Origin of the sequence: Polynucleobacter sp. 30F-ANTBAC, from assembly GCF_018882385.1 — a bacterium.
Classification (GTDB): Bacteria; Pseudomonadota; Gammaproteobacteria; order Burkholderiales; family Burkholderiaceae; genus Polynucleobacter.
This window is the reverse complement of sequence record NZ_JACVON010000001.1, coordinates 997,226-1,010,418: the sequence shown is the minus strand read 5'-3', so window position 1 is coordinate 1,010,418 and position 13,193 is coordinate 997,226. Positions and strand designations below refer to the sequence as shown.

Below are 13,193 nucleotides of genomic sequence, written 5' to 3'. Positions count from 1 at the left end.
ATTCTAGACCTTGTTTTTCATGACCAGGTGAAGCGTTTCTTGAATACCCTTGGCCAGAATATTTAGCTCGTCACCGCTAAGCGTGTAAGGTGGCATCACGTAGATGGTTCTACCAATTGGTCGGACCAAAATTTCTTTAGATAAGGCTGTTTTAAAAAATTCTTTAGAGAAGTTAATGGGCGCTGCGCTCGCTTTAATATCGAATGCCAAGATCATGCCCTTTTGTCTTAAATGTTCAATGCGCTCATCATTCTTCCCCCATTCAAATGCTTTTTGCATGGATGATGCTAGTACTTTATTTTTACTAATGACATCATCGTTTTTAAATATATCTAATGTGGCTAATGCGGCTGTGCATGCCAGAGGATTGCCCGTATAGGAATGAGAGTGGAGAAATCCTCGACCGATATCTTCATCATAAAAAGCTTGATAGATTTTTTCGGTAGTCATGACAAGTGATAAAGGTAAATAGCCGCCGCTAATACCTTTTGATAAGGCTAGAAAATCTGGCCAAATACCGGATTCGCCGGCCTGTTCAACGGCAAAAAATGTCCCAGTTCTTCCGCAGCCCACAGCGATTTCATCAGCTATTAAATGTATTTGATATTTATCGCATAGTTGACGTGCGCCAACTAAGTAACTTGAATCGTACATAGCCATCCCTGTAGCACACTGAACTAGAGGCTCCAGAATAAGGGCGGCAATTTTGCCTTCATTTTTTTGTAGGGTGCTTTCCAGATCTTGAAGTGCAATAGTAGCAACATCATGGGCTGTTTGATCTTCTTGTGCCAGTCTGAAGTCAGGGCTGGCAACGATATGAGCTTGACCAATTAATGGACCATAAGCATCTTTAAAGAGGGCGACATCCGTCACAGCTAAGGCGCCAAGTGTTTCACCGTGGTAACTATTTTTTAAGCAGATAAATTCTTTTTTATTGGGCAGTCCTAAATTTCGCCAATAATGAAAACTCATTTTGAGTGCAATTTCTATCGCAGAGGCACCGTCTGATGCGAAAAAGGTATGACCTAAATGATGAGATGTTAAGGCGCTTAACCTTTCTGATAGCTCTACGACGGGTGGGTGTGTGAAACCAGCCAACATGGCATGTTCTAGCTGGTCTAATTGTTTTTTTAGTGCGGTATTAATGTAAGGGTTTGAGTGCCCAAATAAATTAACCCACCATGAGCTCACTGCATCCAAATACCGATGACCATCTTGATCGTAGAGCCAACTTCCTTTTGCATGAGATAACGCGATGAGTGGAAAGCGTTCGTGATGTTTCATCTGCGTACACGGGTGCCATACGGCTTTTAGGCTACGCTCAATCCATTGCTCTGAAAGTGAAGAGGGTCGTTCGGAGTTCATTCTGCTTGGATGCCTGTTTCTTGAATTAATTTTGACCAGCGCTTTGAGTCAGATTGGATCAATCGGTTAAGAGCATCGGGACCTTGAGGATTTGGTTCAAGGCCCATGGCTAACAAACGTTGTTTCACCTCGGGTAACGATAATATTCTTTTGGTTTCTGCGGCAATTTTTCGTACATCTTCTTTTTTCATGCCGGCAGGCCCCATCAGAGAAAACCAAGATGTCACTTGAAAGTTTTGTAAAGCTGGAACACCTGATTCACTTAGCGTTGGAATCTCTGGAGCATAAGCGGATCTTTGAAGGCTTGTTACTCCGATAGCTTTGAGGTCGCCCGATTTAATTAATGGCATCGCAGAACTTAAATTATCAAAACTCATTTGTACTCGTCCACCGAGTAGGTCAGGGATAGCCTGTGCTCGGCCTTTATAGGGAATGTGTTTGATTTGAGTGTTAGTAAGTTGCTGAAACAATTCACCAGACAAATGAATGGATGTACCTATGCCCGATGAAGAGTAGCTCATTTCATGGGGTTTAGATTGAGCTAGGGCAACCAACGTGCGGGCATCATGAGCTGGCACTTCTTTATTTAAAACTAAGACGTTAGGGGTGCTTGCTAAAAAAGTAATCGGCTCTAAATCTCTATGGGCATCATAAGAGAGATTTTTATATAAATAGGGATTAATCGTGAGCGTGCCGACTGTTCCAATTAAGAGCGTGTGACCATTTGGGGTTGCTTTGGTCGCTAATTCGGTGCCAATATTGCCACCCGCCCCCGGTTTATTTTCTACAATTACTTGATTATTATGATCTTTTTGCCAGTGTTCGGCTAAAACTCTAGCCAGGATATCAGGGGCTCCGCCGGGCGTGAATGTCACAATAATCCTCACGGGCTGAGTACTTTGCTTAGGCCAAGAACTCTCTGCGATTGCAGTTTGAGTCAGGATACATAAAGAAACAAAAGTTAGGATGTAATGCATAGGCTCTATTTGAACACTTCAACCTGTATCATTGACAATTATTATCAAAAATTCCCCTATTAAGCTTATGTCTACTACTGTTGCTCAAGTTCTTGAACTATACGAATTGCCAATGAACGACTTGATGGCCCGTGCCGCTTCTGTTCATCGTGAAAATTTTCCTGATGGTGATATTGAGTTGGCAACTTTGTTGTCCATTAAAACTGGCGGCTGCCCCGAGGATTGTGGCTATTGCCCACAAGCTGCTCGTTATCACACGGATGTTAAAGCTACCAAAATGATGGATGTTGAGGAAGTTTTAGAGGCTGCTCGAGCTGCAAAAGAAGCGGGATCTAATCGTTTTTGTATGGGCGCAGCATGGCGAGAACCTAAAGATCGAGATATTGAAAAAGTAGTTGCCATGATTAAGGGTGTGAAAGATTTAGGTTTGGAGACTTGTGCAACCTTAGGTATGTTGGCGCCTGAGCAAGCAAAAGCTTTAGGTGATGCTGGTTTGGATTTCTATAATCACAACTTAGATACCAGTGAAGATTTCTACAGCTCAGTGATTAATACACGTGACTATCAAGATCGTTTAGATACTTTGAAAAGTGTTCGCAGTGCTGGCATGTCCGTCTGTTGTGGCGGCATTATTGGAATGGGTGAAACTCGTGCACAGCGAGCAGCATTCATCGCTAAGTTGGCCAATTTAAATCCGTATCCTGAATCAGTCCCTATTAACCATTTGGTACCTGTAGCAGGAACACCTCTAGCTGACCAAAAAGGCGTTGACCCATTGGAGTTTGTTCGAACCATTGCGATTGCTCGTATCACGATGCCAACGGCTCGGGTGCGTTTATCTGCCGGTCGTCAAGAGCTAGGTCGTGCTGTTCAAGCTATGTGCTTTATGGCTGGTGCTAACTCCATTTTCTACGGTGATAAATTGCTCACAACCAACAACCCAGAAGCGGATGCTGATCGTGAGCTTTTAGCTGAATTAGGATTAAAAACTAAAGCAGCTTGTAAGGCTGAGGTGCTGGTTTAAAAACGATGTCTTAGGCCAGCGGTGATGCTCTGCTGGTTTTTAGATTTATTTGTTTCAGATACCCCTGCACGATTAGAGTGCCAGTCCATCACGCCATAAATGTCAGTTCTTTTTGAGAGCTTATAAATACTGCTTAAAACGGTTCTCTTATCTTTATCCAATAGGGCATATGTTTTAGATTGGTGTTGTAGTTTGGTATACAACGCCAGTCCTAATTCAACTTTAGGATTGAGATCGTATTGCACACCCCAAGCGCTGACAAATACAGTTGATCCTACTTGATCCTTATTAGGAATTGTCAACTGAGGGTGTTTCAGAATGGCACCCGATTTCAATTCAGGTAGCTTAGTTTGTGAAATTCCAGCTTTCAATTTCAAACGATCCAGTTTGTATTCTCCAGCTAGGTTATAGATTTGTGTTTTACCAAGTGCTTGTGAACTTGCTGCAGCAGTGTCTTGGATTTTTGTTACACCAATTTCCGTATACGAAGCACCGATACCCCAAAGAGAATTTCTGTAGATCATGCCGACTGCCATTTCACTTCCGTTTGTCATAGAACCCACTTGGTTGCCAGATTTATAACTAGCTAGTGTCATAACCTTCGCCAGTCGTTGGCTGTACTTGATGGTGTTATCGGAGCGGTTGTGATTATTTTTTAAATCTGCGTAACCACTTAGGTGGTGAATCGTTTGGTGTTGACTCATGTTATTGGTTGGATCAAATTCTTTGATCACGTCATAACTAACGGTATATTGCCTTCCCATGGTGAGCCGACCAAATTGTTGATCACCAATACCTAAATAAGCTTGGCGACCAAACAAACTTCTATTTTCACTCTTCTTCCCATACACCTTGGTATCGCTCGAAGAGTTTGACTCTCCAGTTCCTATATTGATGCCAGCTTCAAGGTTGAATAATATGGCGCTACCTTGACCTAAATCTTCATGACCCCTAAAACCAAGATGTGAGCCTGATAGCCCACCAGAGTTTGCAGAAAGGCGATTACCTTTTGAATTGCCTAAGTGATCATGCCCAACTTTATTGCTGTATCGCATGCCGCTATCGATAGTTCCATAAATTGATGGGCTGCTAGTTTGTGCCTGGACACTTGTGGTGACCAGTGGTGCTGTGAAAAGGGATAGCACCGCTACGCTGATAAGCGTTTTTTTCATGAGTTCTCCGATAAAGGTTGATGCAAAAAAACAACAAAAGTGATGTTTTTTTGCATGGTTTGCAAAGAAACCAAGCTATAAGATATCAATAAAGTAAATTTAAGACAGTAATTAACCTTAAATATCGGTAAATTTCTTAGAATTTGTTGTAATAAAGCAACAAATTATTTAGTTGTCCCCCAACCTGCCTGAATAGCAAGGGTTTAAGATGTTGCTATGAGCACAAAACAAAAAATGAGCCCTGTAGATGATTTGATCGTTGAGTTTGATCGGGCCTTACGTTCGATCGTTGGCGCAACTCCCATGAGAAGACCAGTGCCAATAGCAACAGAGCCTGCAACAGCAGAGCTAACGGTGAGTGAGAAGAAACACTCAGCAGGTCTTATGCGAATCAATCATGTGGGTGAGGTTTGTGCGCAAGCGTTGTATCAATCACAAAAATTACACGCAAAAAGTGATGCATTAAAAGCCAAGCTGGAGCATGCAGCGATTGAGGAAGAGGACCATTTGGCTTGGTGTGAGAGTCGTTTAGAGCAGCTGGATGCGCGACCTAGCTTGCTTAACCCCATCTGGTATGGAGGGTCATTTCTATTGGGCTCTATCGCCGGCTTAGCGGGTGATAAGGTCAGCTTAGGATTTGTTGCGGAAACGGAAAAACAAGTAGAACATCACTTAGATGGCCATTTAAATGATTTACCTACAAATGACACCGTTTCGAGGGCTATAGTGGCTCAAATGCGTGCAGATGAGATAGAACATGGCCAAATGGCCATTAAAGAGGGTGGAATTGAACTACCTCAAGCAGTCCAATCATTGATGAAGACCATGGCTAAAGTAATGACCTTGACTGCCTACCGTCTATAACCCTAAGCTAACTTCTTAAGAGTACTTTCCATGGCTATGTTTTTATTGGAAATTTAGCCTTAAAATACCATCAGCATGTCCTTCTAAGTACTTGTTCTACTTAAAGAAAATGTAAAAAAAGTACCCAAAACACTTGACCATCAATGGGGCATCCTCTAAAGTGGGGAAAAGTGTGAAAAAGTGGGGAAAATTACGTGTTTCAAGGTGCTTCTGCATTAACTCTCGATGCCAAGGGTCGCATGTCGATCCCGTCAAGGCATCGTGACGCCCTGCAATTACAGGGTGAAGGCAGAGTCACGCTCACGAAACACCCTGACGGATGTCTTTTGCTGTTCCCCCGTTCCGAGTGGGAAGCATTCAGAACGCGCATTGCACAATTACCAATGGATGCTCATTGGTGGCGCAGAATATTTTTGGGTAATGCATTTGACGTTGATATGGATGGTTCGGGGCGTATTCTCGTTAGTCCGGAGCTAAGAGCCGCTGCCAATGTTGATAGAGATGTCATGCTCTTAGGCATGGGCAGTCATTTTGAGTTGTGGGATGCCGCTACATATGCACAAAAAGAGCAGGTAGCAATTGCACAAGGCATGCCCGATGCTCTCAAGCAATTTACCTTCTGATGTGGGTCGAACATGACATACACCCATCGCCCAGTATTGCTGGCCGAGGCAGTCACCTCGGTATTGGGTTGCTCGGATCTAAGCGAGAAAGTCAGTTCGCCGAAAAAAATTATCGATGGAACTTTTGGTCGGGGCGGTCACAGTCGCTTGATATTGGAAAAGCTCAGCTCTCAATCCCAATTAATTGCCTTCGACAAGGACTTACAGGCGATTGCAGAGTCAGAAAAAATTCAAGATCCACGATTTCAAATTATTCATCAGAGCTTTGCTTCGATGGCAGAAGAGATTCAAGCCGAGACAGTCGATGGCATTTTATTGGATCTAGGGATCAGCTCACCACAAATCGACGACCCAGGTCGTGGATTTTCATTTCGTCAAGACGGTCCGTTGGATATGCGAATGGATACCACACGTGGAATCAGTGCGGCGGAATGGTTGGCAACAGCCGAACAAAACGAAATAGCGAGGGTCATTAAAGACTATGGGGAAGAACGGTTTGCTGTACAGATTGCAAAGGCGATTATTACTCGCAGAGAGCAAGGCGAGTCCCTCACTCGGACAGGAGAGCTCGCGGCGCTCGTGGCTAGTGTCGTCCGCACCCGCGAAGCGGGCCAAGATCCGGCCACGCGCACCTTTCAAGCTATACGGATTTATATCAACCAAGAACTTACCGACTTGGAGAATGGATTGAGAGCAGCATTCAATTGCCTCAAGCCGGGTGGTTTATTGGCGATCATCAGCTTCCACTCTTTGGAAGATCGAATTGTGAAGCAGTTCATGCAAGGTTTGGCACATATTGAAGTGCCAAGGGGGCTACCTCTAACTGAAGAGCAGATGCCAAAACCATTTGCAGAACTATTAGGCAGAATAAAACCTAGTACAGAAGAAGTAAAAGAAAACCCTAGATCACGTTCTGCCATTTTGCGCGTGATGAGAAAAATTAAAAGTCAGCATGGTGGGCATTTGTCATGAATCGCTCCACGATCATTCTCTTAATAATCTTGATGTTGTGTGCATTATCTTTGGTTGCCGCTCAGCAAAAAACGCGCTCTCTATATGTGGCACTTGAACGAGCGCAAACGGAAGAGCGCCGATTAAATCAAGATTGGCTAAGACTTGAGTATGAGCAGCGTAATTTATCTAAGTCATCTCGCATCACAGATATTGCTCGTAAGCAGTTGCTGATGCAGCCGATTCATCCAGGCCGAACACAATACGTGGTGGTAGATTAATGCCACGTATTTCTTATTCATCAACACCTAATCTAATCTTGCGCCTCCCTATGTGGAGATCAAGACTAGTTTTATTTTTAATCTTTATTGGTTTTATTGCGCTGTTATTAAGGGCCATTTGGGTTCAGGGTTTTGACAATTCCTTTTATGAAGAAAAAGGGAATAAAGCGACTTTACGATCTATTGAAATGCCTGCAAGTCGAGGAAAAATTCTGGATCGAAATGGAGAAGTTTTAGCAACAAGTTTGTTGGCTAAAGCCATTATCGTTTTCCCAGACGCTGTGCCAGACAATGTTCCTAAAGAAAAAATTACAGAGTTAGCTCGCTTATTAGAAGTGAGTGAAGCTGAAATAAGGAAAAAATTTACGTCCGAAAGAAATCAAGTATTTCTGAAGCGACAAGTTGATCTGGATGTTGCAAAAAAGATTAAAGATTTAGGTATTCCAGGGATTGCTCAAAATAGCGAATACAAGCGCCTTTACCCAGAAGGTGAGGCGATGGCGCATGTCGTTGGCTTTACAAATGTGGAGGATCGCGGGCAAGAAGGTATGGAGTACGCCAGAGAAAAAGATTTGGCTGGTCAGCCAGGTCGTCGTCGTGTGATCCAAGATCGATTGGGACGTTATGTTGAAGGACTCGGAATTATCAATCCGCCAAAAGATGGCACTGATTTGCAATTATCAATTGATAGCAAAGTTCAATCTCTAGCATTTAATGAAATTAAAGCGATTGTGGAAAAACACAATGCCAAAGCAGCAGGTGTTGTTGTTTTAGATGTTCAGACTGGTGAGATTTTGGCACTGGCTAATTGGCCAACCTATAACCCCAATACACGTGTTGGGCTAACTGGTGAAAAGTTAAGAAACCGCGTATTAACCGATACTTTTGAGCCGGGCTCTACAGTCAAACCATTTTCTGTAGCAATTGGGCTTGAGAAAGGTTTATTCCAGCCGAATACCCAAATGCAAATTGGTAAAAAATTAGTTGTAGGTAAGAAAGCAATTACAGATACACACCCTTATGACTCTTTGACAGTTGCTGAAATTATTCAAAAATCAAGCAACGTTGGAACTGCCAAAATTGCGATGCAATTACAGGCGCAAGATATGTGGGAAATGTTTCAAGCTGTTGGCTTGGGTCAGGTCCCCAATATTGATTTCCCCGGGGCAGTAGCTGGTCGATTGCGCCCCCATAAAAGCTGGGTGCCAATTGATCAGGCAACCATGTCTTATGGTTATGGATTGTCTGCTTCATTATTTCAAATTGCCAGAGCCTATACGATCTTTGCAAGAGATGGTGAGTTGGTACCGGCAACTATTTATAAAAGCGATGTTAGACCAAAGGGTACGCAGGTTATTTCCGCAAAGACCGCAATTCAAATGCGAGAAATGCTAGAGACAGTTACTCAAACTGGTGGAACAGCGATCAATGCTCAAACTCTTGGGTATCGTGTTGGTGGAAAAACTGGAACGGCGCATAAGGTTGAAGGTAAGGGGTACGCAACTAATAAGTACCGTGGATTTTTTGTAGGCTTGGCGCCAATGAGCGCGCCTCGCATCGTTGTGGCGGTCATGGTTGATGAACCAAGCTCTGGTGGTTACTACGGTGGTGTTGTTGCTGCTCCAGCTTTTTCAAATATTGTTGCTGGCACATTGCGAGGTATGAGTGTGTTACCAGATGCTGCGATTAAGCAAATGGTTAATAAAGAAACGCAGTTGCCTTTCGGCAATGCTGCGCAAAAGGTATCGCTCAGCAGATGAACGCCATGTTACCAATCACAGCCCTCTCGCCCTATAGTTTTCTCCAGCCTTTTATGAAGGATGGAGGAAAAATGACAAGTGATTCACGTGAGGTGCGTGTAGGTGATGTCATGCTCGCTTATCCAGTTGGTAATGAGCGGCAGTGGAGTGATAACCGTCAGTACATAACAGCTGGATTAAAGTTGGGTGCAGCACTGGTTTTATATGAGCCTAATAACTTAGAAAAAATCCTCAATAAAGCTGAACTGGAACAAGTTCTTCATGATCCTAGGTGTATCGCGTTTGAGAACCTTGCCGAAGAATCGGGCTATCTTGCAGCATATTGGAATAGCCACCCTAGCCAATCTATGAAAATGATTGGTGTAACGGGAACAAATGGCAAAACAACTGTCACGCAATGGATCGCGCAAGCTCTTGAGTCTAAGTTTAAGAAAACGGCTGTGATGGGTACTTTAGGGGCTGGCTTACTTGGCCAGTTGGAAAGTACAGGTTTTACAACTCCTGACGCTTCTAGAACTCAAGCCCTTCTCAAGAGTATTCAATTGCAAGGGGCTGAGTTGGTGGCAATGGAGGTTTCATCTCATGCCTTAGATCAAGCTAGGGTAAATGGTGTTGAATTCGATACGGTGATTGTGACCAATCTGACACAAGATCACCTGGACTATCACGGTAATATGGCTGAATATGCCGAAGCTAAAAAGAAAATATTAGATGTACCTAGTGTAAATAATTTCATTATTAATGCTGACGATGATTTTGGTCAGTTATGTTTACAAGAGTTAGGTAAAAAAATAAGTCCAGAAGTGAGTGTATGGGCATACGCCACTCAAGCAGAAAAATTACTCTCTTTGCCTTGTTATTCATCTGGAAAAATAAAAAAAATATTGGCTGAGAATATTCAAGCAGCTACAGAGGGCATGGTCTTTGATTTATTAATTGATGGTCAATCATTCGGCAATCTTCAGACGCAATTAATTGGTGTATTTAATGTCAGCAACTCTTTAGCTGTTTTAGCGACATTAATCACTAATAATTACTCTGAATTAGAGGCTGTTAAAACCATTAAGGAATTAAAGCCAATTGCCGGTCGAATGGAGTTGGTTCGAGGTAAAGCAATTCATGCGCCTATGGCGCTGGTTGATTTTGCACACACACCGGATGCATTGGAGCAAGCGCTTAAAGCTCTCAGGCCTATTGCGGAAAAACGAGCAGGTGATTTATGGTGTGTGTTTGGTTGTGGTGGTGATAGAGATAACTCCAAGCGTCCTCTAATGGGGCGAATCGCTCAGAGGTGGGCTGACCATGTGATGGTTACCAGCGATAACCCAAGAAGTGAAGACCCAGAAAAAATTATTGCTGATATTTTAAGTGAGTGCGAAACATTAGAGAAAATACAAAAAAACTCTGATAGAGCAACCGCTATTTTGCAGGTGATTCGACAAGCTCGTCAGCAAGATGTTGTGCTGGTTGCTGGCAAAGGTCATGAAGAGGTCCAAGAGATATTGGGAAAGCGGCACGCTTTCTCAGATCAGTTGCATCTTCAATTGGCTATGGGGGGTGCTGCTATATGAGCCAACTCTGGATGATGCAGTCTCAATTACAAAAATTTTTACCTGGTGCTCAAATGGTGAATGCATCAGCTAATGATTTCCCAATTAAGCGATTCATTAGCAATAGCCGCGACATTCTGCCTGGCGATTGTTTTATAGCCATTCGCGGTGAAAAATTTGATGCCCATGACTTTTTGAATGATGTTCACGCCCAGGGAGCAAGTATTGCTCTAATCAGTGATGTTGAGAAGTTGCCCAAAAATTTACCTGGAATAGTGGTAAGGGATACAGTTGAAGGTCTTCAGGATTTGGCTCAAGCATGGAAGAAGGTTTGTGCCGGGCAGAATTTAAGAAAATTAGCGGTTGTGACTGGTAGTAATGGCAAAACAACCGTTAAAGGAATGATTGAAAGTATTTTTTCAGCTGGAGTAGGAATTCAGCACGCCTTGGCAACACAAGGTAATTTGAATAATGAAATTGGTTTGCCATTAACTTTATTGAGATTAACGGCCGATCATCAGTTGGCAGTTATTGAGTTGGGGATGAATCATCCTGGTGAAACAAAACTATTGGCAGATATTGCTCAGGCGAATATTGCGCTGATTAATAACGCACAGCGAGAACATCAAGAATTTATGGCAACAGTCGATGCTGTTGCGCAAGAGCATGGTCTAGCAATTTCTGCATTGCCCAGTGATGGAGTTGCTGTCTTTCCGGCCGACTCAAAATATTCCAGCTATTGGAGAGAGTTATCAGGAGCAAGAGAAGTTATAGATTTTGCATGGGGCAAAGATGCTCAAGCATCTGTCACTGGGACTTGGATTGATCAGGCAAGTAATCGTATAAGTATTCATTGCCCGCAGGGCTCAATGGAGCTGCAGTTAAATATTTTGGGTGAACATAATGCATGCAATGCATTAGCTGCCACGGCTGTTGGTTTGGCGGCAGGATTAGCTCTTGATGACATTAAAAAAGGCTTAATTAACTTTCAGCCTGTGAATGGGCGCATGCAAATTCACCAGCTAAATAAAAACACAACCTTAATTGATGACACCTATAACGCTAATCCGGATTCGGTTCGAGCGGCTATTGATGTTTTGTCGTCCATGGGAAATTCTGCTTGGCTTGTTTTGGGCGATATGGGTGAGGTGGGTGATCAGGGTCCTCAATTTCATGCAGAAATTGGCACGTATGCTAAAGAAAAAGATATTAAAAAATTATTTGCGACAGGTGACTTAAGTAAAGAAGCAGTTCTTGCTTACAACCAAAAAATAACTGATGGAAAAGAGAGTGCAATCCATGCGACTCACTTTGAGAAATTTGACGACTTATGTTCTGAGTTGAAGGGTTTATTGCAAAAGAGCTCAGATAAAGAGCAGGTAACTTTGCTCATTAAAGGATCTCGTTTTATGCGTATGGAAAGAGCCGTGAAAGCCTTAGCTGAGGAGATTCATTAATGTTGTTATGGTTAGCGCAATGGTTACAAGATGACTATGGCTTTTTGCGAGTCATTAACTACATCACATTCCGAGCTGTGATGGCAACACTGACGGCAGGTTTAATTGGTTTATTTTGGGGCCCATGGGTTATTCGCAAATTAACGGCTTTAAAAGTTGGTCAAGCTGTGCGACATGATGGACCTCAAACGCATCTAATTAAAACAGGTACACCAACAATGGGTGGGGTACTTATTTTATTAGGCATTGCCGTCTCTACCTTGTTGTGGGCTGATTTAAGTAATCGTTTTATCTGGATTGTTTTAATTGTTACTTTAGGTTTTGGTGCAATTGGATGGGTAGATGATTATCGAAAAGTAGTTTACCGAGATCCAAAGGGTATGTCTTCAGGTGAGAAATATTTTTGGCAATCACTTATTGGCATCTTTGCTGCTATTTATTTAGCCTTTTCAGTTTCAGAGGTCAACAATTTAAAGGTTCTTGAACTTTTCTTAAGCTGGGTTCAAAGTGGTTTCTCAATTAATTTACCGGCTAAATCAAATTTATACGTTCCTTTCTTTAAAGAGGTTAGTTACCCATTGGGTGTTCTCGGCTTCATTGTCTTAACTTATTTGGTGATCGTTGGAAGTTCAAATGCAGTTAATTTGACGGATGGATTAGATGGTTTAGTCATCATGCCAGTGATATTGGTTGGTGCAGCTTTGGGTGTATTTGCTTATGTGATGGGTAATGCGATTTATACAAAGTATCTTTTATTCCCATTCATACCAGGTGCTGGCGAGTTAATGATTTTCTGTGGTGCTATGAGTGGAGCAGGATTGGCTTTTTTATGGTTTAACACTCATCCAGCTCAAGTATTCATGGGTGATGTGGGAGCTCTTTCATTAGGCGCTGCATTAGGAACGGTTGCTGTGATTGTTCGTCAAGAAATTGTTCTATTTGTAATGGGCGGTATTTTTGTTGCTGAAACCGTTTCAGTCATTTTGCAAGTCACTTGGTTCAAGGTGAGCAAGAAGATGTATGGTGAAGGTCGACGAATTTTTAAAATGGCACCACTTCACCATCACTTTGAATTGAGTGGCTGGAAAGAAACTCAGGTTGTTGTCCGATTCTGGATCATCACTATTTTATTGGTGTTGATTGGTTTATCTAGTCTGAAATTACGATAG

Annotated in this window: 12 protein-coding genes; 9 read left to right on the top strand and 3 right to left on the bottom strand. The window is 42.7% G+C overall.

Annotated features, from left to right (window positions below):
* Nucleotides 1-3: 3 nt before the first annotated feature.
* Complete coding sequence (gene bioA / locus ICN28_RS04725) at nt 4-1,365, bottom strand: adenosylmethionine--8-amino-7-oxononanoate transaminase (protein ID WP_216286584.1); 1,362 nt, start codon at nt 1,363-1,365, stop codon at nt 4-6.
* Nucleotides 1,362-2,342, bottom strand: coding sequence for a tripartite tricarboxylate transporter substrate binding protein (locus tag ICN28_RS04720; protein WP_216286583.1), 981 nt, complete (start codon nt 2,340-2,342; stop codon nt 1,362-1,364). Before ICN28_RS04720 ends, bioA begins: the two co-directional genes overlap by 4 nt.
* Nucleotides 2,343-2,409: 67 nt before the next feature.
* On the opposite strand from ICN28_RS04720, the gene bioB reads away from it, so the two are divergent.
* Nucleotides 2,410-3,366 (top strand): biotin synthase BioB, encoded by a 957-nt coding sequence (gene bioB / locus ICN28_RS04715; protein WP_216286582.1) that lies wholly within the window; start codon nt 2,410-2,412, stop codon nt 3,364-3,366.
* Here bioB and ICN28_RS04710 read toward each other — a convergent pair.
* Nucleotides 3,363-4,538, bottom strand: a complete 1,176-nt coding sequence (locus tag ICN28_RS04710; RefSeq protein ID WP_216286581.1) for a porin — start codon at nt 4,536-4,538, stop codon at nt 3,363-3,365. The two genes, bioB and ICN28_RS04710, sit on opposite strands and share 4 nt — an antisense overlap.
* 234 nt (nt 4,539-4,772) lie before the next feature.
* Between ICN28_RS04710 and coq7 the strand changes: the two genes are divergently transcribed.
* From coq7 to mraY, 8 genes are all read left to right on the top strand, one after another.
* On the top strand, nt 4,773-5,402 hold the full coding sequence (gene coq7, locus ICN28_RS04705; RefSeq protein WP_216286909.1) for a 2-polyprenyl-3-methyl-6-methoxy-1,4-benzoquinone monooxygenase: 630 nt from the start codon (nt 4,773-4,775) through the stop codon (nt 5,400-5,402).
* A gap of 194 nt (nt 5,403-5,596) precedes the next feature.
* Nucleotides 5,597-6,025: a division/cell wall cluster transcriptional repressor MraZ gene (gene mraZ / locus ICN28_RS04700; RefSeq protein WP_216286580.1), complete on the top strand. Its 429-nt coding sequence runs from the start codon at nt 5,597-5,599 to the stop codon at nt 6,023-6,025.
* Between the two features lie 12 nt (nt 6,026-6,037).
* Nucleotides 6,038-6,997: a 16S rRNA (cytosine(1402)-N(4))-methyltransferase RsmH gene (rsmH, locus tag ICN28_RS04695; RefSeq protein ID WP_216286579.1), complete on the top strand. Its 960-nt coding sequence runs from the start codon at nt 6,038-6,040 to the stop codon at nt 6,995-6,997.
* Entirely contained in the window at nt 6,994-7,257 is a 264-nt protein-coding gene (ftsL, locus tag ICN28_RS04690) for a cell division protein FtsL (protein WP_216286578.1), read from the top strand. The genes rsmH and ftsL overlap by 4 nt, the downstream gene beginning before the upstream one ends.
* The gene (locus tag ICN28_RS04685) at nt 7,257-9,017 is read left to right on the top strand and encodes a penicillin-binding protein 2 (protein ID WP_216286577.1); all 1,761 of its coding nucleotides are present in this window, start codon (nt 7,257-7,259) and stop codon (nt 9,015-9,017) included. The genes ftsL and ICN28_RS04685 overlap by 1 nt, the downstream gene beginning before the upstream one ends.
* Before the next feature lie 71 nt (nt 9,018-9,088).
* Nucleotides 9,089-10,588, top strand: coding sequence for a UDP-N-acetylmuramoyl-L-alanyl-D-glutamate--2,6-diaminopimelate ligase (locus ICN28_RS04680; RefSeq protein WP_216286576.1), 1,500 nt, complete (start codon nt 9,089-9,091; stop codon nt 10,586-10,588).
* On the top strand, nt 10,585-12,024 hold the full coding sequence (gene murF / locus ICN28_RS04675) for a UDP-N-acetylmuramoyl-tripeptide--D-alanyl-D-alanine ligase (RefSeq protein ID WP_216286575.1): 1,440 nt from the start codon (nt 10,585-10,587) through the stop codon (nt 12,022-12,024). Before ICN28_RS04680 ends, murF begins: the two co-directional genes overlap by 4 nt.
* On the top strand, nt 12,024-13,193 hold the full coding sequence (mraY, locus tag ICN28_RS04670) for a phospho-N-acetylmuramoyl-pentapeptide-transferase (protein WP_216286574.1): 1,170 nt from the start codon (nt 12,024-12,026) through the stop codon (nt 13,191-13,193). Before murF ends, mraY begins: the two co-directional genes overlap by 1 nt.